The organism is Micromonospora sp. NPDC049101, from assembly GCF_040648675.1.
Taxonomy (GTDB): domain Bacteria; phylum Actinomycetota; class Actinomycetes; order Mycobacteriales; family Micromonosporaceae; genus Micromonospora.
Map to the genome: position 1 here is coordinate 263,880 of NZ_JBEZED010000004.1, position 22,344 is coordinate 286,223.

A 22,344-nucleotide genomic window follows, 5' to 3' on the forward strand; every position below is an offset into this window, starting at 1 on the left:
GGTCAGTTTTCCGGCACCCCGGTCAGATAGCGCTGAAGGGTCGGTGCGATCCAGGAGACCAGTTCCTCGGCCGGCGCGTCCACGATGGGTGGCAGGCGGACGATGTATCTGGTGAACGCGAGGCCGAGGATCTGGCTGGCCACCAGACCGGCACGTCGGGTGGTCAGTGCCGGGTCGGTGCCGAACGTGGCCACGGCGGCGGTGAGCTGGTCGGCGAAGATGCCCCGCATGCGCTCGGCGGCGCCCGGGTTGGTGCTGGCGGCCCGCAGGAGCGCCACGAGCGTCTCGTCGCCCTCCCAGCGGGCGAGGAAGTGCCGGATCAGCACCTCGCCGAGGCGGGCGGGCGGCACCGGGGCCAGATCGGGCAGGCGCAGGTCGAACTCGGCCGCCGCCGCGAAGAGCCCCTCCTTGCTGCCGTAGTAGCGCATCACCATCGACGGGTCGATCTGAGCGTCGGCGGCAATGGCCCGGATCGTGGCGCGCTCGTATCCGTCCGCCGCGAAGCGTTCCCGGGCCTTCCGCAGGATCGCCGCCCGGGTGGCGTCGGAGCGGCGGGGGTGGGTCGGCTGGGCGGACGCTGTCATGTCCACGACCGTATGCCAACAACTGTTGACACACAATCAGCAGCGCCCTAGCGTCGCCAACAAGTGTTTGCCAACAGTCGTTGGCAATAGTCGTTGGCAACAGTCTTCCGGAGGTGGCCATGCTGCCCGTGAGCACCGACGTCCTGGTGGTGGGCGCTGGCCCCACCGGTCTCGCCACCGCGCTGACACTGGCCCGACGCGGGATCGAGGTGACCGTCCTGGACCAACTGACCGAGCCGCCCACGACCTCCCGTGCGGCAGTCGTGCACGCGTACACCCTGGAGGTGCTGGACCGGATCGGCGCGGCGGCGCCGCTTGTCGCCCAGGGGGTGCGGTCGCCGCGTTTCACCGTCCGCGACCGGGACCGGGTGTTGCTGGCGGTGCCGTTCCACCAGTTGCCATCCCGCTTCCCCTACGCGCTGCTGGTCTCGCAGTCGGTCACCGAGGCGGTCCTCAGCGGTCGGTTGGCCGCCCGCGGCGTCCAGGTCCGCCGGCCGTCGCGGTTGACCGGCCTGACCCCGGCCGGCGACGGGGTGCTCGCGCAGGTCGACGGGGAGACGCTGCGCGCCCGGTACGTGGTCGGTGCGGACGGCCTGCACAGCACCGTCCGGCAGGCGGCCGGTATCGGCTTCACCGGCCCCAGTGACGAGGAGTCCTTCGTGCTCGCCGACGTACGGGTGGACAGCACCCTGCCCGGTGACGAGGTGGCGCTCTTCCTCGCCCGTTCCGGTCCGCTGATCTGGGCACCCCTGCCGGACGGAGTGGTCCGGCTGGTAGCCGCGGTGGCGACGGCTCCGGCGGATCCGGATGCCGCGTACCTGCAGAGGTTGCTCGACGAGCGTGGCCCGGCGCGACGACCCGACCGGGTGACCGAGGTGCGCTGGGGCTCCCGGTTCCGGGTGCACCACCGGATCGCCGACACCTTCCGAGCCGGGCCGGTGCTGCTGGCCGGAGACGCCGGGCACGTGCACAGCCCAGCCGGCGGCCAGGGCATGAACCTCGGCATCTGCGACGCGGTCGCCCTCGGCACCGCGGTGGCGGACGTGCTCGACGGAGGCCCCGAATCGCTGCTCGACGACTACAGCGCCCGGCAGCGGCCGATGGCCGAGGACGTGTTGAGCTTCGCCGCCGGGCTGACCCGGCTGGCCACCGTCTCCCCGGCCCGTCGACCGGCCCGTGACGTGCTGCTCCGGGTGCTCGGCACACTGCCGCCAGCGCGCCGGAAGGTCGCGCTGCGCCTGTCCGGGCTGTCCCACCGGGCACCGACGCCGGGTTAGCCGACGCCGGTGGGGTTGGGCACGCCGGTCACGGCCGGCCGCCGCGCCCGCCACCGGCACCGTGCCGTACGCCGCGGCAGCCAGACCGGCGAGCACCGCCCCGACCGGTGCGGTGAGCAGGCCGACCATCCGCTGGGCCGCACCCACCCGGCCGAGCAGCCCGGTCGGCACGTGCCGCTGCCCGTACGACGCCGACAGGCTGTTCCACACCACGGTCCCGACGGCGAAGACGGCCAACGCGAGGCCGCCCGGCACCGGATGCCGAGCCAGCGCGAACCCGGTCAACGCCACGGTCTGCGCGGCGAGCACCGCACGCAACGTCGACACCGTGCCGAACCGGGCGGCGAGCCGACCCGCCCCGAGAGCCCCCGTCACACCGCCGACGATGGCGGCGGCGGCGAACAGCCCGTACCCGGCCGGCGGCACCCGCAGCACGTCCAGCGCGTAGAGCACCAGCACCGCCATGATCCCGCTGATCGCCAGGTTGCTCGCGGCGGCCAGCAGGGTGACCCGCCACAGTGTCCGGTGCCCGCGTAGCCACCGCATCCCCTCGGCGATCTCGCTGCGCACCGATCCGCGCCGTGCGTGCGCTCTCGCGACCGGAACCGGAACCGGTGCCAGGGCCAGCACGAGCAGGGCGGCGGCGGCGAAGGTGACGGCGTCGAGGGCGAACGGCAGGGCCGGGGCGAGGGCGAAGAGGACACCGGCGGCGGGTGCGCCGAGGAAGCCGCCGGCCACCGCGGACCCCGCCTGGAGTCGACCGTTCGCCCGGGGCAGCGCGTCCGGGGACACCAGCGCGGGAAGCAGGGCGAACGACGCGGAGTCGAAGAGGGTGCCCAGCGCGGCGAGGAGGAACGCCGCCAGCAGCAGCACCGCGACACCGACCCGGTCGAGGGCGACCGCCACGGCCAGCGCCGCCACCACGATGGCGCGTACCCCGTCGACCAGGGCCATCGTCCGACGGCGGTCCCAGCGGTCCGCGTACACGCCGCCGAGCAGGCCGAAGAGCAGCGGCGGTAGCTGACCGGCCACGGTGACCGCCGCGATGATCCGGGGGTCGCGGGTCACCGCCGCGGCCAGCAGGGCCAGCGCCGGCGTACGCAGCGCGTCCCCGAGCCGCGACGAGACGGCGGCGGACCAGAGCAGCCGGAAGTCCCGGCCGAGAGCTGAGGAGGTCATCCGGTGACCGTGCCGGTTCGACCGGGTCGAGGGTCAAGCCGTCGAGACGAAAGAGGGACGCGCCTGTCGGTGATCATCGGTACGGTGGGCGCCGGCATCGGACCGGGGAGAAACCAGGCGTGGATCACACTTTCCAGGTCGACCTGCGTGGCGTGGTCGACCTGCTCAGTCATCACCTTTACGGCAGCCCGCGGGTCTACGTCCGCGAGCTGCTCCAGAACGCGGTGGACGCGATCACCGCCCGGCGTGCGGTCGAGCCGGACGCGCCGGCGCTGGTCCGCATCGAACCCCCGGACCGCACCGGGGACGGCACGCTGCGGGTGCACGACACCGGCATCGGCCTGACCGAGGCGCAGGTGCACGAGTTGTTGGCCACCATCGGCCGCAGCTCCAAGCGCGACGAGCTGGGCTTCTCCCGGCACGAGTTCCTCGGCCAGTTCGGCATCGGCCTGCTCTCCTGCTTCCTGGTGGCCGACGAGATCCAGGTGCTCACCCGGCACGGCGACAATCCGACGGTGCGCTGGACCGGGTACGCCGACGGCCGCTACGCGGTGACGCTGGCCCCGCCGGAGGCCGCCCGCGCCGAGCCGGGCACCACCGTCACGCTGGTGCCCCGCCGCGACGCCGACCAGTGGTTCACCACCCCGACCGTCACCGACCTGGCCCGACTCTTCGGGGCGCTGCTGCCGGTCACCGTCCGCGTCGGCGACGTCGTCACCACCACCGGGGCACCGCCGTGGCCGACCACGCCGGATGCGCCGCTGGACCGCGCGGCCCTGATCCGGTACGCGCGGGAGACGCTGGGTGTCGACCCGTTCGACGTGCTGCCGTTAGCCGTGCCGGAGGCCGGGCTGACCGGTGTCGCCGTCATCCTGCCCACCCCGGTGAACCCGGCGGCCCGGGCCGGGCACCGCGTCTACCTCAAGCGGATGCTGCTCACCGAAAATGCCGACGGGCTGCTGCCCGAGTGGGCATTCTTCGCGCACTGCGTGGTGGACGCGACCGAGCTGCGCCCGACCGCCAGCCGGGAGGCCCTCTACGAGGACACGCTGCTGACGGCGACGCGGGAGGCGCTTGGCGACCAGGTGCGCGGTTGGCTGGTCCGGCTGGCGCGGCACGACCCGCACCGGCTGGCGCAGTTCCTCCAGGTGCACCACCTCGGCGTGAAGGCCCTGGCGTTGCACGACGACGAGATGCTCCGGCTGGTCGACAGGTGGTGGCCCATGGACACCAACGTCGGCACGCTCACCCTCGCCGAGTTCCGCGAGCGCTACGGCGTGGTCCGCTACGCGGCGAGCCTCGACGAGTTCCGTCAGCTCGCCGCCGTGGCCGCCGCGCAGGATCTGGCGGTGGTCAATGCCGGCTACACGTACGACACCGAGCTGATCGAGCGGCTGCCGGTGGTGGACCGCTCGGTGCTGATCGAGCGGCTGGAGCCGAGCGACCTCACCACCCGCTTCGACGCACTCGACCCGCAGGTGGAGCTGGCGCTGCGGCCGTTCCTCACCGCGGCGCAACGGGCCGTCGAACGGTCCGGCTGCGAGGTGGTCATCCGGGCGTACGACCCGGTCTCGCTGCCCGCGCTCTACCTGGTGAGCCGGTCGGCCGCGTTCAACGACCAGCTCGCGGCCAGCCGGGACCGGGCCGACGAACTGTGGGGCGGCGTGCTCGACGCGCTCGCCGCCACCGCCCCGCCGGACCGTCCGCAGTTGGTGCTCAACCACCGCAACCCGCTGGTACGCCGCGTCACCGCGCTGGCCGACCCGGAGCTGGTCGGTCTCGCCGTCGAGGCCCTGTACGGGCAGGCGCTGCTGCTCGGCCACCATCCGATCCGCGCGGCCGACGCCGCGCTGCTGAACGATTCCTTCCTCGGCCTGCTCGGCCGGGCTGTGCCGGGACGGGAGTGAGCATGAGCGACGAGGATCTGTGGCGGGTGCTGCGCGGGATCGCCGACATGCCGTACGGGGCGGGGCAGATCGCCGCGCTGGAGCAGCTGCTGCGTCGGGTGGACGCCGCCGACGACCGGCACCTTGCCTTCGTCACCCGGATGCAGGCCACCGAGGGCTACATCTACGGCGGCGAGCCGGCGAAGTCCTTCGTGACCTTCTCCTGGTGTCTGTCCGAGTTCGACAATGACCCGCAGCCCTACCACCAGAGCCACCTGCACCAGTTGCTGTGGCACTTCAAGTACATGGTCAACGGCCTGCTGAACTTCCCGGAGGTGCCGCTCGACCGCACGTACGCCGTGCTGGACGACATGGAGCGGCGCTACCGGGCCGGTGGGCACAGCCTGCAGGCCGTGTACAAGCACCGGTTCCGGGTCGCCGACCACGTGGGCGACGCCGAAGCCGCAGCGCACTGGTACCGGCTCTGGCAGACCGCCCCGCGCGGCGAACTCTCCGACTGCGCCGGCTGTGATCCGACGGGTCGGGTGGAATACCTCGCCGACACCGGGCGGGACGCCGAGGCGGTGGAGCTGGCCGAGCCGGTGCTCGCCGGCCGGCTCAACTGCAACGAACAGCCGCAGGCGATCCTCACCGCGCTGCTCCTGCCGTACCTGCGGACCGGGCGGGGCGAGGCGGCGCGGGACGCGCACCGGGAGGCGTACCGCCGGCTGCGCGGCAACCTCGCCGACCTGTGGGACATCGGCGACCACGTCGAGTTCTGCACGTTGACCGGCAACGAGGCGCGGGCGGTTGAGCTGGTCGAGCGACACCTGGACTGGTTGGACAAGCCGCCGTCGCCGGCCGCCGCCATGCACTTCGCGGCGGCCGCCGCCGCGGCACTGCGGCAGGCCGGCGGGTCGACCGTGTACCGCCGGGCCGCCGAGGGCCGGCCGGCCGCCGAGGTGTCCGCGGCGGCGCTGGCGGACGAGTTGGCCGAGACCGCGACCGGCCTGGCCGCCCGCTTCGACGCCCGTAACGGCACCGCCCACCAGTCGGAGTGGATCGCCCGCCGGCTGGCCGTGCGGGCGAGCGGGGAGCATCTGCCGCTGTCGGCGAGTGTCCGCCGCCGCCCGACCGGCCGGACCGCCGACCGGGCCGAGCGGGTGCGGCCCGGCAGGGGTGAACGACCCACCGTTGACCTGCCCGCCGACGCCGGCCCCGACGACCTGCTGGACCTCGCGGACCAGAGCTGGGGTCGACACGACCAGACCACCTTCCGGGCGGTGCTTGTCGCCTTCGACGAACGGTTCGGCTCCGCCGAGCTGCCCGCACGTACGTCCGCGCACCGGTTGGCGCTGCGGGCGGGCGAGCGTGCCGACGAGGAAGACTTCGAGAGCGCGGTCGAGCTGAACCGGGCGGCGCTGGAGCTGTACCGGGAGGCGGGCGAGGACGTGCCCGCCCAGGTGGTCGCCGGGCGGCTCGGGGTGCTGTTGGCCCGGTCCGACGAGGGCGCCGAGGCGGGGCTGACGCTGGCCCGCGAGGCGGCCGAGGCCCTGGACCGGTCCGGCGACGCCCGGCAGCGGGCGGGTGGCCACGTCCGAATGGCGTCGGCGCTGCTGAACCGGGAGCGCTGGGCGGACGCGCTCGCCGCGCTCGACCGGGCACCGGCCGACGCGGGCGGCGACCGGCATCTGCTGGCCCGGATCGCGACGTACCGGGCGCACGTGCTGGAGCAGACGGACCGCCTCGACGAGGCGCGAGCCGCCGTCGACGAGGCTCGCCAGCTCGGCCGTGAGCTGGGCGTCGGCGAGGTGATCGTGACCGCCTGCCTGGCCCATGCGCGGATGACTGACGATCCGGCGGACGCCGTGGCCGCCTGCGACGAGGCGTTGGCGGCAGCACCGGCGGACGCGGAGCTGCCGGTCCGAGTCGCCCGCGCTCGGGCCTTGCAGGCGGCCGGCCGGGCCGTCGACGCGGTGGACGACTTCGTCGAGGCGGTGACGCTGTGCGTGGAGCGGGGCGCCGAGGGGGACGCGTTCCTGCGGTGGGAGCTGGCGAACGCGTACCAGATGGTGGGCCGGCTGGCCGAGGCCGCCGAGGTCGCGGAGGAGGCCGTGCTCGGCCTGGACCGGATGGGCGCCCAGGCCGAGGCCGACCGCTGCCGGCACCTGTTGGCCGGCGTCTACGCCAGGCTCGGTGCGGTTGACCCGGCGTTGGCCCTGCTGGAGCAGTTGGCCGTCAATCTGGACGGCCCGGACAACCTTCCCTACCGGGCGCAGGTGCTGGAGGAGGCCGGCGGGATCCTCTTCGACGCCGACCGGGACGCGCTGGCGGGCGAGCGGTTCGCTGCCGCGGCTGAGGCGTACCGGCTCGGTGACCTGCCGCTGGACGAGCTGCGTGCCCGCCGGCGGGAGGCGTACGCCTGGCTCTGGGCCGACGACCGGGACACGGCGTTGCGGGCCGTCGAGGTGGTGGACGGGGTGGCGGCGAAGCTGGCCGGGCAGACCGAGCCGTCGGTGACGTACGAGCTGGCGATGGCGGCCGAGGTCGGCGCACGGGTGCTCACCGGCGAGGGTCGACTGGACGAGGCGTTGGACCGGCTCGCCGGGGTGCCCGACCGGTTGCGGTCGATCGGGGCGTTCAGTGAGGCCGCCATGGCCGAGCGCCTCACCGGTGAGCTGCTGCTGCGTCTGGACCGGCCGGCCGAGGCGGAGGTGCTCCTGCGCCGGGTGCTCGGTGGGCTGCCGGCCGACGCGCAGCCGGTCCGCCAGACGGCCTGGCTGCTGGCTCGTGCGTTGGATTTGCTCGATCGGCCCGCGGAGGCCGCCGCACTGCGTGCGGAGCACGACCTGGACGAGGACGACTGACCCGGAGCGGGCCGCCCCCGACCAGGTCAGGGGTGGCCCGACCCCGGTGCGAGCGACACTCACCGGCAACCACCGCACCCGGTTCGCGGTCTAGGCTTGCCCGGTGACGGTGGAGCAGCAAACACGGGGTGCGGGCCGGCGCAGGTCCCGCAAGGACGAGATTCTGGAGATCGCGGTCGGCCTGTTCGCCGCCCGTGGTTATCACGGTGTGTCGATGGATGACATCGGCGGGGCCGCCGGTGTTACCGGTCCGGCGCTCTACCACCACTTCGCCGGCAAGGAGGCGATGCTGGCCGCCGCGCTCATCCCGGTGAGTGAGGGGCTGCTGGCCGGCGGGCGGGAACGCGCCGCCGGGCGCCCGGGCGACCCGCGCGGAGTGCTGGAGTCGCTTATCGACTTTCACGTCGAGTTCGCGCTGGCCAACCCGGCGGTGATCGCGTTGCACCTGCACGAGTTGGACCGCCTGCCGGAGGAGCCGCGGCGACGCATTCGCCGTCTGCAACGGCTCTACGTCGAGGAGTGGGTGACAGTGCTCACCGCGCTGCACCCGGGCATGCCCGACGGCGAGGCGCGGGTGCTCGCGCACGCCGCGTTCGGCCTGATGAACTCGACCCCGTTCCTCGGTGGTGAGGTGGACCGGCGCCGTCGTGCCGAGCTGTTGCGCGGTGCGACCCTGGCCGCGCTGCTCGCCTGAGCCGACTCGTCAGAAGCAGGCCGGTCATGATTCCCTGACATCGTCCCAACATCCGGACGCCGGGAGGAAAAATGATCGAGTCACTGTTGGTCGCCAATCGGGGCGAGATCGCCCGCCGGATCATCCGTACCGCCAAGCGGCTCGGCATCCGCGCGATCGCGGTGTATTCGGAGGCCGACGCCGACCTGCCGTTCGTCGCCGAGGCGGACGAGGCGGTCCTCATCGGCCCACCGGCCCCGGCGCAGAGCTACCGCAACACCGAGGCGATCCTCGCCGCCGCGAAGTCGACAGGTGCCCAGGCCATCCACCCCGGGTACGGCTTCCTGTCGGAGAACGCCGAGTTCGCCCGTACCGTCGAGGCGAGCGGCCTGGTCTGGGTCGGGCCCGGCGCGGACGCGATCACCGCGATGGGCGACAAGATCAATGCCCGGAACCTGATGGCGGCGGCCGGTGTCCCGGTCGCACCCGGCACCACCGATCCGGCCGCCGACCTGGACGCGGCGCTGACGGCCGCCGCCGCGATCGGCTACCCGGTGATGGTCAAGGCCGCGGCCGGCGGTGGCGGCATGGGCATGGCGGTGGCCGTCGACGAGACCGCGCTGCGCACCGAGTACGACAAGGTGCGCGCGTTCGCCGAGCGGATGTTCGGCGACGGCTCGGTGCTGATCGAGCGGTATTTCCCCCGGGTGCGGCACGTCGAGGTGCAGATCCTCGGCCTGGCCGATGGCCGGGTGGTGGCGCTCGGCGAGCGGGAGTGCTCGGTGCAGCGGCGCAACCAGAAGCTGGTCGAGGAGTCCCCGTCGCCGGCGGTCTCGCCGGAGCTGCGGTCCCGGCTCCTGGCGGCGGCGGTGCGCGCGGGTGAGGCGGTCGGCTATCGCAACGCCGGCACCGTGGAGTGCCTGCTGGTCCCGCGTCAGCGGGACTCCGAGGGCGACGGCCCCGGCCCCGGCGCCGAAGAGTTCTTCTTCCTGGAGATGAACACGCGGCTGCAGGTGGAGCACCCGGTGACCGAGTACGTCTACGGCATCGACCTGGTCGAGGAGCAGCTGCGGGTGGCGTCCGGGTTGGCCCCGACCTTCGACCCGGACGCGCTGACGCCGCGTGGCCATGCCATCGAGATGCGGATCAACGCCGAGGACCCGAAGCGTTTCCTGCCCGGCCCTGGTGTAATCAGGACCTGGGTGGAGCCGACGGGCACGGGTGTGCGGGTGGACTCCGGCTACACCGAGGGCAACACTGTCACGCCGTTCTACGACAGTCTGCTGGCCAAGCTGATCATCAGCGGCGCGACCCGAGACGAGGTGCTCGATCGCGCGCAGGAGGCGGTGGCCGCCTTCCAGATCGAGGGCCCGAAGAACAACGTCCCCTTCTTCGCCGAGCTGCTGGCCAACGAAGAGTTCCGCTCCGGCTCCTACGACACCGGCATCGTCGCCCGCATGCGCTGACCCCACCCACCCGCGGTCGGGTTGATCAAGAGGTTTGCGTTAGGAATCCGGACGCAAACCTCTTGATCACCGACCGGGGTGGGTGCGGGGGCTACGGGTGTTGGCGCAGGTTGTTGGGAGTGTCGAGTTGTGGTTGTCGGGCGTGCCAGGGCTGGTCGACCAGGCGGGCCAGCTCTCCCCTGTTCTGCCCGGGTAGGCCGGGCGAACCCATGTCCAGCCGCGGTGCCGGGTAGTGACTCTGCGCCGGACCGCCGCCCCGGGCCTGGCTGGGCGGAAAGTGCCTGGTGTTGGGCGTCGGGGTCGACGAGCCGCTCAACGGCTCGCGCTGTCGAGGCAGATCGTCTGATGTGGGGCCGAGGGGCCGAGTCGTTTGGGCGGCCCGCAACTCACTGACCTCCACCCGCAAGTCGAGACACTCTCGTTCCAGGTCGACGATCCGCTGGCGCAGGCATTGTTCGAGATCGCGGCCGTCCCGCACCTCGGTCCTGTCCTCGGCGCGTTCGTCGCGAACGCCATTCGGTGGCCTCTCGCCGCGGGCCAGCTCGTACAACTCGGCGAGGTCGGCCAGCCACTGCCGGCGGAGCTCCGGCGGCAGCGCGTGCTTCACCACCAGCATCACCGTCTGCCAGGGCGGCCCCTTGCTCTCGGCGGTGAAGTGTCGCGACAGCTTCTTGCGCAGAAGGGACTGTTTCCTGCTCCGACTGGCTCGGTCGGGATCGGACTGGGGTGTGTAGATCCGGTCCGCCAGTTTCTGCCAGGTGTCGATCGGCCCGATCTCGGGGCAGGTCTCCACGATCTCACGGACCGCCAGCGCGTACGTCGACACGGCGGGGTTGTGATATCGCTGGCGATATTGCGCTTCGAGCGTCGACCGCGGCACCAGTCGGTGTCTTTGGGTGCGTTCTGCTGAGAGTGGCACTTGTCCCTCGGCGTTCACATTGCTCCTTTCAATCTCCGGTGGTCATGGCATCCCCGCAAACCGCGCCACGCGGGTCCTTCCAAGAGCTCACATGACGCCGGGATCAACATTTGTACCGCCTCAGATCAAGCAAACGGGTATCTGAGGCTGTGTCGCAAGTCAGATTCTGGCCGGGTGGCTGGCCGGGTTGTCAGGATGAGCCTGCGTTCAGCCCTTACACCAGACCAATTTGGCCGGGTCGTGGTCGCAGCCCGGCCATCTGTCGGGTTGGCCGGGTAGCCCTACGGCAACCCGGTCACAAGATCGTCATGTTCATCGGGTCGGGTCGTTGCCAGGGAGATGGAAACGTCCAACGCCCGATCCAGATTCGTTGTTGATCGTGGAAACAGTCGTGGAAGTTCCATCGACGTTAACCGCCCCGCAATTGCGGGCTGATTGTCGGAGGAAGAGCGATGAACGGTATTGGTGCAGACTGGCCGAGTGCGGGGTCGCGGGCGGTCCGCATTCTGCGGAAGGCATCGCTCGGCACCGATGGCGCCGTGGTGCTGGCTCTGCTCGTGGGTCGAGAGGGCGCCGCCGCGTGCGCGGGCGCCCTCTCGACCGCACTCCGATGCGCTGCGGAGCTCTTGGAAGGACCGTCGCAGCGCTGACCACCGGAGGCGTCCGGACGGTGGGGTCGAGCCGATGGCTGGCCCCGCTGTCCCGCCGGCACCAACGTAGCCACCCGACCGCCCGCAGTTCCATGCCGCCGCCGGTGATGGCATCCTTCTGGCCTGATTCATTCGCCGAAGGGTGGTCCGGCGCTGGCTGGACGGGCCACCCCGGCGGGCGGCCGTCGCACACCGTGTCCGTACCGCCTCCGACGCTGGCGGCTATCCGGGCCGGGGTGTCGCTACCGTTGTCCCACCAGGGCAGATAGTGAGGTGACCCATGGCGGAATTGCCAGATTTCGTCTCCATTCGCGAGGTTGGGCCACGGGACGGGTTGCAGAACGAGGACCCGATCCCGGCCGAGGCCAAGGTGCGCCTGCTCGACGCCCTCTCCGGCACCGGCGTACGCCGGATCGAGGCGGTGTCGTTCGTGCACCCCAGGGCGATTCCGCAGATGGCCGACGCCGACGAGGTGTGGCAGCGGGCGGTGCGGGCCGACGGGGTGCGCTACTCGGCCCTGGTGCCGAACACCCGGGGTGCCCAGCGCGCCCTCGCGGCCGGTTTCACCGAGATCGAGGTGGTGGTCTCGGCCAGCGACACGCACAACCGGCGCAACGTCAACCGATCCACGGACGAGTCACTCGACGACATCGCCGAGCTGATCGATCTGCTGCACGGCGCCTCCGCGCGGGTCGAGGTGATCGTGGCGACCAGCTTCGGCTGCCCGTACGAGGGGGACATCGACCCGAAGCGGGTGGCCGGGATCGTGGACCGGGTGGTCCGTGACGGCGCGGACCGGGTCGCGTTCGGCGACACCACCGGCATGGGCACGCCGCGTCGGGTCCGCGAGCTGCTGACCGCGGTACGCGACCGCGACGCGCAGGTGCCGGTGCTGCTGCACTTCCACAACACCAGGGGTACGGCGCTGGCCAACCTGTTGACCGCGCTGGAGTTGGGGGTCACCGAGTTCGACGCCAGCGTCGGTGGTCTGGGCGGCTGCCCGTACGCGCCGGGGGCGAGCGGCAACCTGGCCACCGAGGAGGCCGTGCACATGCTGCACGACATGGGCATCGACACCGGCATCGACCTGGCGGCTCTGCTCGAGGTGGCGGAGTTGGCCGAGGAGTTGCTCGGCAAGAAGCTGCCGTCCGGCGTGCTGCGAGCCGGCCCGCGTACCCGGCTGACGCCGCTGCCGAGCTGAGGACGCGACGAAGGGGCCGGCGCGGACGCCGGCCCCTTCCACCTGCCAGGTCGGTCAGCTCACCGGAGCGACCACGCTCGGCCAGCTGTCCCGGAAGATGTCCGCACTACGGTCGGTGGCGCTGAAGGTGCCGGCGAAGAGGCTTGTCACCCGGTTCGCCTCGGCGGTGCTCGGGTACGGGTTGGTGCAGCCGGTGCCGGCGCTGCCACCGGACATCAGGATCGCGCAGTTGCCGTTGTAGTTGTCCGGCAGGCCGAGGATGTGCCCGATCTCGTGGGTCATGATCCGCAGCACGCTGTACTGCGCCGCCTGCTGGGTGTCGATGTAGACCCGGCCGTTGCCGAGGCTGGTCCGGACGGCGTAGGAACCGCCGCCGGTGATCCGGTAGATCCGGAGGTTGGAGCCGCAGTTCGCGGAGAGCGTCAGGTTCGACGTGGCGTTGTTCCAGATCGAGGCGGACTGGTTGGCGACGCTGGCGTAGCTTCCCGCCTGGCTGGTGTTGTAGCAGATGGTCATGGCGGCGGATGCGGGCGCGGGGTTGGCGACCGTGACGCCGACGGTGGCGAGTGCCGTCGCGAGGAACGCGACAGCGAGCCGATTGAGTCGTGAGGTCATCGCTGACTCCAATCCGGGAGGAGGGGTGCCAGGAGCCTAGCGATAAGGATTCATGTTATTCAATGTCTTGTGCTGGGCCTCGCCCGTCTGATTCGCTCATGGGTCGCGGGCGGTCGCGCCGATGCGCTAGCCTAACGATCGTTCAGGTCAGTATGGCGGAGGAGTCGGCGTGACGCTCGACGGTGAGGCACTGGAGCAGCTGCGCAAGCGGGCCCGGTCCGGCGGCGCGGACAAATACCATGCCGCCAACGCGGCCAAGGGCAAGCTCTTCGCGCGCGAGCGGGTCGCACTGCTCGTCGACGAGGGTTCGTTCGTCGAGGACGGCCTCTACGCCAACGCGCTCGCCGAGGGGCTGCCCGCCGACGGCGTGGTCACCGGCACCGCCACCATCGACGGCCGACAGGTCTGCCTGATGGCCAACGACTCCACCGTCAAGGCCGGCAGCTGGGGTGCCCGCACCGTCGAGAAGATCATCCGGATCATCGAGCGGGCGTACGGCGCCGGCGTGCCGATGGTCTACCTGGTCGACTCGGCCGGCGCGCGCATCACCGACCAGGTCGACCTCTTCCCCGGTCGCCGCGGCGCCGGCAAGATCTTCTGGAACCAGGTCCGCGCCTCCGGCTCAATTCCGCAGGTCTGCGCGCTGTTCGGCCCGAGCGCCGCCGGAGGGGCGTACATTCCGGCGTTCTGCGACGTGGTGGCCCTGGTCGACGGCAACGCGAGCATGTATCTCGGCTCGGACCGCATGGTCGAGATGGTCACCGGCGAGAAGACCACCCTGGAGGCGATGGGCGGGGCCAAGGTGCACACCGCCGAGTCCGGCGTCGGGCACTTCCTCTGCAAGACCGAGGCCGACGCGCTCGACGTGGTGAAGACCTACCTGTCGTACCTGCCGGCGAACTGGACCCAGGCGCCGCCGACCGCACCGGCGGTCCCGGCGTCCGCGAAGGCCGACCTGGCCGCGCTGGTGCCGGCCAGCGAGCGGCAGGCGTTCGACATGCGGCGGTACGTCAAGGGCCTGCTCGACGAGGGTTCGTTCTTCGAGATCCAGGCGCTGTGGGCCAAGGAGCTGACCATCGGCTTCGGTCGTCTGGACGGTCAGGTCGTCGGCGTGCTCGGCAACAACTCGATGTTCAAGGGCGGTGTGCTCTTCGTCGACTCCGCCGACAAGGCCACCCGGTTCGTGCAGCTCTGCGACGCGTTCAACGTGCCGCTGCTGTTCCTCAGTGACGTCCCCGGCTTCATGGTCGGCAGCGCGGTGGAGAAGCAGGGCATCATCCGGCACGGCGCCAAGATGATCACCGCGATCTCCGAGGCGACGGTGCCGAAGATCTGCGTGGTGGTCCGCAAGGCGTACGGCGCCGGCCTCTACGCGATGGCCGGCCCCGGGTTCGAGCCGGACGCCACCATCGCCCTACCCAGCGCGAAGATCGCGGTGATGGGGGCCGAGGCCGCCGTGAACGCCGTCTACGCCAACAAGATCGCGGCGATCGAGGACGAGGCCGAGCGGGCCGCCTTCGTGGCCGCCAAGCGAGCCGAGTACGAGCAGGACATCGACGTCGTCCGGCTCGCCAGCGAGCTGGTGGTGGACGCCATCGTCGAGCCGCACGACCTGCGCACCGAGCTGGTCCGTCGCTTCGCGGCGGCGCGTACCAAGGATCGGCACTTCTCTCGTCGTCGGCACGGCGTCACCCCGGTCTGACCCGACGGCGTACCGCCACCCGTCCCCGGCGTCACGAGCGCCCGACGGCACCGTCCCCACAGGAGGATGAGATGGATTTCCGGCTCACCGACGACCAAACGGCGCTGCGGGAGAGCGTGCGGGACTTCGCGCGCGAGGTGGTCGCCCCGGTCATCGCCGAGCACTACGAGCAGCACACCTTCCCGTACGAGGTGATCCGCCAGATGGGCAAGATGGGCCTGTTCGGCCTGCCCTTCGGCGAGGAGCACGGCGGCATGGGCGGCGACTACTTCGCGCTCTGCCTGGCCCTGGAGGAGTTGGCCCGGGTCGACTCCAGCGTGGCCATCACGCTGGAGGCGGCGGTCTCGCTCGGCGCGATGCCGATCTACCGGTTTGGCACCGCCGAGCAGAAGGCGACGTGGTTGCCCCGGTTGCTCAGCGGTGAGGCGCTGGCCGGGTTCGGGCTCACCGAGCCGGGCACCGGCTCGGACGCCGCCGGCACCCAGACGCGGGCGGTGCTGGACGGCGACGAGTGGGTGATCAACGGGTCGAAGGCGTTCATCACCAACTCGGGCACCGACATCACGGCCATGGTGACCGTCACGGCGGTGACCGGCACGAACCCGGACGGCTCCAAGGAGCTGTCGACGATCATCGTGCCGACCGGCACGCCCGGGTTCACCGTGGCGCCGGGCTACTCCAAGGTGGGGTGGACCGCCTCGGACACCCACGAGCTGACCTTCGACGACTGCCGGGTGCCGGCGGCCAACCTGCTCGGCGAGCGGGGCCGCGGCTTCGCCCAGTTCCTGCGGATCCTCGACGAGGGTCGGATCGCCATCGCGGCGCTGGCGGTCGGCCTCGCCCAGGGCTGCGTCGACGAGTCCATCAGGTACGCGAAGGAGCGGCACGCCTTCGGCCAGCCGATCGGCGCCAACCAGGCGATCCAGTTCAAGATCGCTGACATGGAGCTGAAGGCGTACACCGCCCGGCTGGCCTACTACGACGCCGCCGCCCGGATGCTGGCCGGCGAGCCGTTCAAGCGGCAGGCCGCCATCGCCAAGCTGCACGCCAGCACGATCGCGGTGGACAACGCCCGCGAGGCCACCCAGATCCACGGCGGGTACGGCTTCATGAACGAGTATCCGGTGGCCCGATTCTGGCGGGACTCCAAGATTCTGGAGATCGGCGAGGGCACCAGCGAGGTGCAACGCATGATCATCGCTCGTGATCTGGGCCTCTGAGAGTCTCACCGGGTAGGCCGGCCATTTGGCCCCGAGCGGGCTGTCCGTAGGGCTGTCGGATTATCGGCGAACGGGCGTCGGTAGCCCGACGTTCGGCTGCCGACGGTCGTAGTCCATCCGTACTCTTCGTGGCCATGACTCCGGATCATGATCGGTCACGGAGCCCGGCTGGGCGTACTTCCCTGCCGGAGCTGCTCCGCGGGCATCGACGCGCCGCCGGCCTGACCCAGGCCGAGCTGGCGTCCCGGGCCGGGGTGGGTGTGCGGACGGTGCGTGACCTGGAGCGCGGCCGGTCGGTCCGGCCGCAGCGCACCACTGTCGAGCTGCTCGCCGCGGCGTTGGCGCTGACCGGCACCAGCCGAGCGGCGTTCCTGGCCGCGGCCCGGGGCCCCGCCGGCGCCGAGCCAGCCCGGGCGGACGCCACCCCGACGGCGCTCGGGATCGGGGGCAGGACGACGGCGGAGGCGGCATCCATCGACCTGCCGGCCGCACTCCCGCCGCCGATCACGCTTGTCGGCCGGGAGCGTGACCTCACCGAGCTGGCCGAGATGCTGACGGCCGAGCGCGGGCCCCGGCTGGTGAGCCTGGTCGGGCTGGCCGGGGTCGGCAAGACCGCCCTGGCGACGGCGGTGGCGCATCTGGTGGCCGTCGCCCACCCGGCCGGTGTGGCCGGGATGCTTGTCGGCGAAGGCTCGGACGGGCCGGACGTGTTCGCCGCCTCGATGGGCGTACTCGGGGCGGCGCGGCTGCCGGAACTCGTGGCCCGGCTCGCCGGGCAGCCGGCGCTGCTGGTGGTGGACGCGGTGGAGCGTGCGCCCGGCCCGGTGGCCACGACGCTGCACCGGCTGCTCGCCGCACTGCCCTCGCTGCGGGTGTTGGTCACCGGGCGGCACCCGGTCGGGCTGCCCGGCGAGAGAGTGTGGCCGGTCGCGCCGCTCGACGTGCCGCCACCGGGTGCCGAACGCTCCGGATCGGCCCCGCTCGACACCTGGCCAGCTGTCGCGTTGTTCATCTCCCGGCTCGCCCAGGTCCGTCGGGAGCCGCCCACCCGCGACGAGTTGCCAGCGCTTGCCGCGCTGGTCCGCCGGCTGGGCGGGCTGCCGCTGGCCATCGAGCTGATGGCCGCTCGGGGCCGACTCCTCGACCTCACCGAACTGCTCGACAGGTACGGCGACCGGGTGCTCGACCTCGCCACTCCCGCCGAGCCGGCGGGCCACCCCGGCTGGGACGCCTCGGATGCGCTCACCCGCACCACCGGCGAAGCCGACACGGGTTCGGCGGGGGGTTCGGTCACCCTGCGCGAAGCGGTGGCGACAAGTTACCGATTGCTGGCCCCGGACGAGCAGGCGGCGCTTCGCCGGCTCGCCGTGTTCGGCGACCGCTGGTCGGTGGAGTTGGCCGAGGAGATGCTCGGCGACGAGGCCGACCGGGACGGCACGGTGGCGATCGACCCTGTCGCACTGCTGGACCGGTTCGTCGAGCTCGGGCTGCTGAGCGTACGCGGCACCGGGCCGTTCCGGTTCCGGTTGCTCGACGCGGTCCGCGACTACGCCGTCGAGCAGGCGGCCGGAGAGGGTGAGTTGACGGGCATCCGACGTCGGCACGCCGAGGTGATCGCGCGCCTGGTGGCCCGGACCGCCAGCGACCTGGTCGGCCCCCGGCTGCCCGACGCGGTGCACCGGCTGGACGAGATCAGCAGTGACATCAGCTCGTCGCTGGTCCACGCGGCCACCGACGACCCGATGACCGCGCTGCGGCTGGCGGCGTGCCTGACCCGCTGGTGGCGGTTCCGTGGGCGCGACGTCGCCGGGCGGCAGTGGCTGCGGCGGTTGCTGGCGGACCCGCGGACCGCGGACGCCGATCCGATCCTGCGGGGCTGGGCCGCGCTCGGGGTTGCCCGGCTGGCGGCCGAGCACGGCGCGGGCGCCGAGGAGCTGTCGACGGCACGCGCGGCGTTGGACATCTTCCGGCAGGCCGGCGACGTCACCGGGGAGTTGGAGGCGCGAAACATGCTCGGCACCCTGCTGATCTCCGTCGGGGGGCAGGACGAGGCTCGCGAGCAGGCCGAGACGGCGCTGCGGTTGGCCGCCCGTAATGGACGTACCCGGGATCTGGCGGTGGCCCAGAACAGCCTCGCCTGGCACGAGATCCGGACGGGTGACCTGGCCGCGGCCCGGCGCAGGCTCGCCGCGGTGGACCGACTCGCCGCGGAGAGTGGCGAGCAGCGACTTCGGGTGCTGGCCTGGGCCAACCGAGCCGAGGTCGCCCGCCTGGAGGGCTGGTACGCGGACGCCGTCGACCAGGGCCGGCGGGCGATCGCGGCGTTGGCCGAGCTGGGTGATCCGCGACGCCGCCGCCGGGTGCTGGGGAAACTCGGGTTGGCGCTGGCTCAGGACGGGCGTGGTGCGGAAGCGACAGAGGTGCTCAGCGAGCTGCGCGCGGGGACTGTCGACGCGGTGGCGGCCGAATCGCCGCGAGCGTCGGCTCGGCGGGGCGTGGTGCCGCGACAGCGCTCGGAGGACGCGGCACTGTCCTCGGGCGGCCCGGAGGCTGGGCTCTGTGCGTTGATCGAGGGCAATCTGGCGCTGCACCGGGGTGACCGGGAGTTGGCCGCCGAGTGGTTCGCCGCCGCCGTCGACGCCAAGGGTCAGGATCACCGAGATGTGGTGGAGGCGCTGGTGGGACTGGCCGCCAGCACCGCGAACCCGGCGGTCCTGGACCGGCTGGAGCGGGTCTGCGAGGAGAGCGGCATTCGGCTGCTGCCGCAGGAGTCGGGCCTGCTCTACGCGCTGACCGCCGTCCGGAGTGGCCCGGAAGCACCCTAGGGTCTGCCGCTCGCGAGCGGCGCCGACGGGCGTCGGGGCGGGAGAGTGGCGCGGACGAAGAGCCCCCTTGGTGCTACCCCTCGCTGATCGCCCGCGCCGTCACCCCCCGGTTGATCCCCGGTGTAGGAAGCCTGCCACCGCCATGGAGGCGGAAAGTCGGGTTAGATGGCATTCTTCGGCTCGGATGGCTTAGTTCTGCCGCTTTTTCTGCCGCTATTGGTAATCGTCACCGCCCCGGTGCTCAGGGCCGGGTGGTGGCGGTCTGCTGCTCGGGGCTGACGTCGTCGCTGCCGGCGGTGGCGCACGGATGTGCGGCGTCGCGGACCCGGCGTAGCCCGTCGAGCAGGGCCGCCAGTGCCTCCGGGTCGAGTTGGCCGGTGAACCATTGCTCGATCATCTGTAGATGCCCGGGCAGCGTCTCGTTCAGTCGCTGCATCCCGGCGGCGGTGACGACCGCGTACGAGCTGCGCCTGTCGTTCGGACAGGCCCGCCGGGTGAGCAACCCGTCGCGTTCCATCCGGTCGACGACGCGCGTCACGCCGCTTGTGGACAACGAGGTCTGGGCGGCGAGGTCGGTCATCCGTAGTTGGTTGCCCGGCGAGCGGGCCAGTCGGGTGATGACCTCGAACTCGACCGAGGAGAGGCCATGCTCCTCGAGTTGGGCGGTGAACCGGGCTGACAGCCCGGCGTGCGCCTCGAAGAGTAGGCCGACGGCGGTGATCCGGGGATCGTCGAAGACGTTGGTCACTCGTTCATCCTAGCAGTACTTGACACGGGGAATATTGTTGCGGTTATATTTGCTCCGGCAGTCGTTGGGCTACTAAACATTCCCCCCCCTGGAGGACAGCAGCATGACCAGCAGCACCGATGTGGTTACCCGCGACTGGGACGGCCTCACCATCCCGGCGGCTGGCACCTACGCGCTGGATGTGGCGCACAAGCGGGTCGGCTTCGTCGCGCGGCACATGATGGTGAGCAAGGTTCGCGGTGAGTTCAAGGAGGCGACCGCCACCATCACCATCGCCGAGGACCCGATGCAGTCGTCGGTCTCCGCCACCATCCAGGCGGCCAGCATCGACACCACCCAGACCGACCGGGACGCGCACCTGCGCAGCCCCGAGTTCCTGGACGTGGAGAAGTTTCCGACGCTCGAGTTCCGCAGCACCGGGGTCAAGTCCCGTCGTGGCAGCGAGTTCGTGCTCACCGGTGAGCTGAGCATCAGGGGCGTCACCCGTCCGGTCGAGCTGGAGGTGGAGTTCGAGGGTGTCGGCCGCAGCCCGTTCGGTCAGGACATCTTCGGTTTCTCCGCGAGCACCGAGATCGACCGGGAGGAGTTCGGCCTGACCTGGAACGTCACCCTGGAGACCGGTGGCGTGCTGGTCAGCCGCAAGATCAAGATCGAGATCGAGGGCGAGGCCGTCCGTCAGGCCTGATCTGCCCCGGATCACCGGTACGCCGGGCCCGCGCCGCACGTCGGCGCGGGCCCGGCGTCGTCTCCACCGCCAATGTCGTGGTCGTGGTAATTGTCACGACTTGTTGGCACCGCCCCCGGGTCCAGGCGTCGACGACGGGGTACAGATGGCGCCACGAGTGCCTCCGCTCCGGCCTCTGGCCCCGGTCAGGTGGGCGCTCTTACCGTGAAGGGTTCACAATGCGCTTGCCGGGACGGCAGAATCCCGACCGCGCCGGTTGTCGGGAGGACACATGGGCAGGGACGTCGCGCAGGGCGCCTTCACCCGGGATGATCGCATCCGCTACCGGCAGAAGGTGCGACGGTGCCTGGATGTCTTCGCCCTCATGTTGGACGACTTCGGGTTCGACGCCGACCGGCCGATGACCGGCCTGGAGATCGAGCTCAACCTGGTCGACTCGGCGGCCGAGCCGGCGATGCGCAACGAGGAGATCCTCGCCGACATCGCCGACCCGCTGTTCCAGACCGAGCTGGGGCAGTTCAACCTGGAACTCAACGCCGAACCCCGACTGATCGAGGGCACCGGCTTCGCCGACTACGAGCACGACCTGCGCGGCAGCCTCTCCAGAGCCGACGAGCGCGCGGCCAGGTCCGACGCGAAGATCGTCCTGGTCGGCATCCTGCCCACCCTCACCGAGGGGCACCTGGTGGAGGACAACCTCTCCACCAACGAGCGCTATCGGGTGCTCAACGACCAGATCGTGGGCGCCCGCGGCGAGGACATCGAGCTGGACATCCGCGGCGTCGAGCAGCTCCGGACGCACACCGACTCGATCGCCCCCGAGGCGGCCTGCACCAGCCTCCAGTTCCACCTCCAGGTGGCACCGGACAGCTTCGCCGACTACTGGAACGCCTCCCAGGCCATCGCCGGCGTGCAGGTGGCGATCGGGGCGAACAGCCCCTTCCTGTACGGGCGTCAACTGTGGGCCGAGACGCGGATCGCCCTGTTCCAGCAGGCCACCGACACCCGCCCGGACGAGCTCAAGGCCCAGGGCGTACGGCCCCGGGTGTGGTTCGGTGAGCGGTGGATCACCTCGATCTTCGATCTCTTCGAGGAAAATGTTCGGTACTTCCCGCCACTGCTGCCGATCTGCGGGGACGAGGACCCGGTGGAGGTGCTGCACGCCGGCGGTGTGCCGCAGCTCGGGGAGTTGAGGCTGCACAACGGCACTGTCTACCGGTGGAACCGCCCGGTCTACGACATCATGAACGGCCGACCGCACCTGCGGGTGGAGAACCGGGTGCTGCCGGCCGGCCCGACGGTGGTGGACATGCTCGCCAACGCGGCCTTCTACTTCGGGCTGGCGCGGGGTCTGGCCGAGGCGGACCGTCCGATCTGGAGCCAACTCACCTTCAGCTCCGCCGAGGAGAACTTCCAGGCCGCCGCCCGACGGGGCCTCGATGCCGTGCTGCACTGGCCCGGGCTCGGCGACGTGCCCGTCACCAAGCTGGTGCTGGAGCGGTTGCTGCCCACCGCCGCGGCCGGCCTGGACGGGTTCGGCGTCGCGCCGGCCCAGCGGGACCGGCTGCTCGGCATCATCGAGCAACGCTGCCGTACCGGCCGCAACGGCGCCGTCTGGCAGACCGAGGCGGTGTGGGCGGCCCAGCGTCGCCTCGACATGAACCGGTCGGCCGCACTGCACCACATGGTCCAGCGCTACGCGGAACTCCAGCGCGCCAACGAACCCGTCCACACCTGGCCAGTCCCCTAACCCACCCCACCCCACCCCACCCCCACCCCCCCCTCAGATCGCGTTGATCATGAGGTTATTGCCGCGACACGCCGTGCCGGATGGCAATAACCCCATG

At 71.5% G+C, this 22,344-nt stretch carries 15 protein-coding genes and 1 pseudogene; 11 read left to right on the forward strand and 5 right to left on the reverse strand.

Going from position 1 to position 22,344, the window contains the following annotated elements; genetic code table 11:
* Window positions 1-2: 2 nt before the first annotated feature.
* The gene (locus AB0B57_RS07285; protein ID WP_357066234.1) at window positions 3-584 is read right to left on the reverse strand and encodes a TetR family transcriptional regulator; all 582 of its coding nucleotides are present in this window, start codon (window positions 582-584) and stop codon (window positions 3-5) included.
* 119 nt (window positions 585-703) lie between these two features.
* Between AB0B57_RS07285 and AB0B57_RS07290 the strand changes: the two genes are divergently transcribed.
* Complete coding sequence (locus AB0B57_RS07290) at window positions 704-1,861, forward strand: FAD-dependent oxidoreductase (protein WP_357066551.1); 1,158 nt, start codon at window positions 704-706, stop codon at window positions 1,859-1,861.
* Between the two features lie 75 nt (window positions 1,862-1,936).
* Here the strand turns inward: AB0B57_RS07290 and AB0B57_RS07295 are convergent.
* Window positions 1,937-3,040 (reverse strand): annotated as a pseudogene (locus AB0B57_RS07295) (MFS transporter); the annotation flags it as partial.
* A gap of 119 nt (window positions 3,041-3,159) precedes the next feature.
* On the opposite strand from AB0B57_RS07295, the gene AB0B57_RS07300 reads away from it, so the two are divergent.
* The 4 genes from AB0B57_RS07300 to AB0B57_RS07315 all read left to right on the forward strand — a co-directional run bounded on the left by AB0B57_RS07300 (window position 3,160) and on the right by AB0B57_RS07315 (window position 9,932).
* Complete coding sequence (locus AB0B57_RS07300; RefSeq protein ID WP_357066236.1) at window positions 3,160-4,947, forward strand: HSP90 family protein; 1,788 nt, start codon at window positions 3,160-3,162, stop codon at window positions 4,945-4,947.
* Between the two features lie 2 nt (window positions 4,948-4,949).
* Window positions 4,950-7,793, forward strand: coding sequence for a hypothetical protein (locus AB0B57_RS07305; protein WP_357066239.1), 2,844 nt, complete (start codon window positions 4,950-4,952; stop codon window positions 7,791-7,793).
* A 103-nt stretch (window positions 7,794-7,896) separates the two neighbouring features.
* A complete protein-coding gene (locus tag AB0B57_RS07310; RefSeq protein ID WP_357066242.1) occupies window positions 7,897-8,487 on the forward strand; it encodes a TetR/AcrR family transcriptional regulator in 591 nt (196 codons plus the stop codon).
* Window positions 8,488-8,558: 71 nt separating this feature from the next.
* Complete coding sequence (locus AB0B57_RS07315; protein WP_357066245.1) at window positions 8,559-9,932, forward strand: biotin carboxylase N-terminal domain-containing protein; 1,374 nt, start codon at window positions 8,559-8,561, stop codon at window positions 9,930-9,932.
* A 91-nt stretch (window positions 9,933-10,023) separates the two neighbouring features.
* Here AB0B57_RS07315 and AB0B57_RS07320 read toward each other — a convergent pair whose 3' ends face one another.
* Window positions 10,024-10,758 (reverse strand): hypothetical protein, encoded by a 735-nt coding sequence (locus AB0B57_RS07320; protein ID WP_357066248.1) that lies wholly within the window; start codon window positions 10,756-10,758, stop codon window positions 10,024-10,026.
* A gap of 1,023 nt (window positions 10,759-11,781) precedes the next feature.
* On the opposite strand from AB0B57_RS07320, the gene AB0B57_RS07325 reads away from it, so the two are divergent.
* On the forward strand, window positions 11,782-12,702 hold the full coding sequence (locus AB0B57_RS07325; RefSeq protein WP_357066251.1) for a hydroxymethylglutaryl-CoA lyase: 921 nt from the start codon (window positions 11,782-11,784) through the stop codon (window positions 12,700-12,702).
* 54 nt (window positions 12,703-12,756) lie between these two features.
* Here AB0B57_RS07325 and AB0B57_RS07330 read toward each other — a convergent pair whose 3' ends face one another.
* Window positions 12,757-13,317 (reverse strand): snapalysin family zinc-dependent metalloprotease, encoded by a 561-nt coding sequence (locus tag AB0B57_RS07330; protein WP_357066254.1) that lies wholly within the window; start codon window positions 13,315-13,317, stop codon window positions 12,757-12,759.
* Between the two features lie 169 nt (window positions 13,318-13,486).
* Here AB0B57_RS07330 and AB0B57_RS07335 point away from each other — a divergent pair, with 169 nt between their 5' ends.
* The 3 genes from AB0B57_RS07335 (at window position 13,487) to AB0B57_RS07345 (ending at window position 19,064) form a co-directional block, all read left to right on the forward strand.
* On the forward strand, window positions 13,487-15,019 hold the full coding sequence (locus AB0B57_RS07335) for an acyl-CoA carboxylase subunit beta (RefSeq protein WP_357066257.1): 1,533 nt from the start codon (window positions 13,487-13,489) through the stop codon (window positions 15,017-15,019).
* A 71-nt stretch (window positions 15,020-15,090) separates the two neighbouring features.
* Window positions 15,091-16,239 carry an acyl-CoA dehydrogenase family protein gene (locus AB0B57_RS07340; protein ID WP_357066260.1) on the forward strand — a complete coding sequence of 383 codons (1,149 nt, stop codon included), beginning with the start codon at window positions 15,091-15,093 and terminating at the stop codon, window positions 16,237-16,239.
* Window positions 16,240-16,373: 134 nt separating this feature from the next.
* Window positions 16,374-19,064 carry a helix-turn-helix domain-containing protein gene (locus AB0B57_RS07345; protein ID WP_357066263.1) on the forward strand — a complete coding sequence of 897 codons (2,691 nt, stop codon included), beginning with the start codon at window positions 16,374-16,376 and terminating at the stop codon, window positions 19,062-19,064.
* A gap of 241 nt (window positions 19,065-19,305) precedes the next feature.
* On the opposite strand, the gene AB0B57_RS07350 is transcribed toward AB0B57_RS07345, so the two are convergent.
* On the reverse strand, window positions 19,306-19,812 hold the full coding sequence (locus AB0B57_RS07350; RefSeq protein WP_357066266.1) for a MarR family transcriptional regulator: 507 nt from the start codon (window positions 19,810-19,812) through the stop codon (window positions 19,306-19,308).
* Between the two features lie 103 nt (window positions 19,813-19,915).
* On the opposite strand from AB0B57_RS07350, the gene AB0B57_RS07355 reads away from it, so the two are divergent.
* Together AB0B57_RS07355 and AB0B57_RS07360 are read left to right on the forward strand one after the other, a co-directional pair.
* Window positions 19,916-20,497 carry a YceI family protein gene (locus AB0B57_RS07355; RefSeq protein WP_357066270.1) on the forward strand — a complete coding sequence of 194 codons (582 nt, stop codon included), beginning with the start codon at window positions 19,916-19,918 and terminating at the stop codon, window positions 20,495-20,497.
* A 271-nt stretch (window positions 20,498-20,768) separates the two neighbouring features.
* Window positions 20,769-22,247, forward strand: a complete 1,479-nt coding sequence (locus AB0B57_RS07360; protein ID WP_357066273.1) for a glutamate--cysteine ligase — start codon at window positions 20,769-20,771, stop codon at window positions 22,245-22,247.
* The last annotated feature ends 97 nt before the right edge of the window (window positions 22,248-22,344 follow it).

Bases quoted from the DNA above. Each gene is read 5' to 3' on its own strand.
- AB0B57_RS07325 (WP_357066251.1), top strand. From the start codon at position 11,782: ATGGCGGAATTGCCAGATTTCGTCTCCATTCGCGAGGTTGGGCCACGG.
- AB0B57_RS07360 (WP_357066273.1), top strand. From the start codon at position 20,769: ATGGGCAGGGACGTCGCGCAGGGCGCCTTCACCCGGGATGATCGCATC.
- AB0B57_RS07345 (WP_357066263.1), top strand. From the start codon at position 16,374: ATGACTCCGGATCATGATCGGTCACGGAGCCCGGCTGGGCGTACTTCC.
- AB0B57_RS07285 (WP_357066234.1), bottom strand. From the start codon at position 584: ATGACAGCGTCCGCCCAGCCGACCCACCCCCGCCGCTCCGACGCCACC.
- AB0B57_RS07355 (WP_357066270.1), top strand. From the start codon at position 19,916: ATGACCAGCAGCACCGATGTGGTTACCCGCGACTGGGACGGCCTCACC.
- AB0B57_RS07340 (WP_357066260.1), top strand. From the start codon at position 15,091: ATGGATTTCCGGCTCACCGACGACCAAACGGCGCTGCGGGAGAGCGTG.
- AB0B57_RS07305 (WP_357066239.1), top strand. From the start codon at position 4,950: ATGAGCGACGAGGATCTGTGGCGGGTGCTGCGCGGGATCGCCGACATG.
- AB0B57_RS07330 (WP_357066254.1), bottom strand. From the start codon at position 13,317: ATGACCTCACGACTCAATCGGCTCGCTGTCGCGTTCCTCGCGACGGCA.
- AB0B57_RS07290 (WP_357066551.1), top strand. From the start codon at position 704: ATGCTGCCCGTGAGCACCGACGTCCTGGTGGTGGGCGCTGGCCCCACC.
- AB0B57_RS07315 (WP_357066245.1), top strand. From the start codon at position 8,559: ATGATCGAGTCACTGTTGGTCGCCAATCGGGGCGAGATCGCCCGCCGG.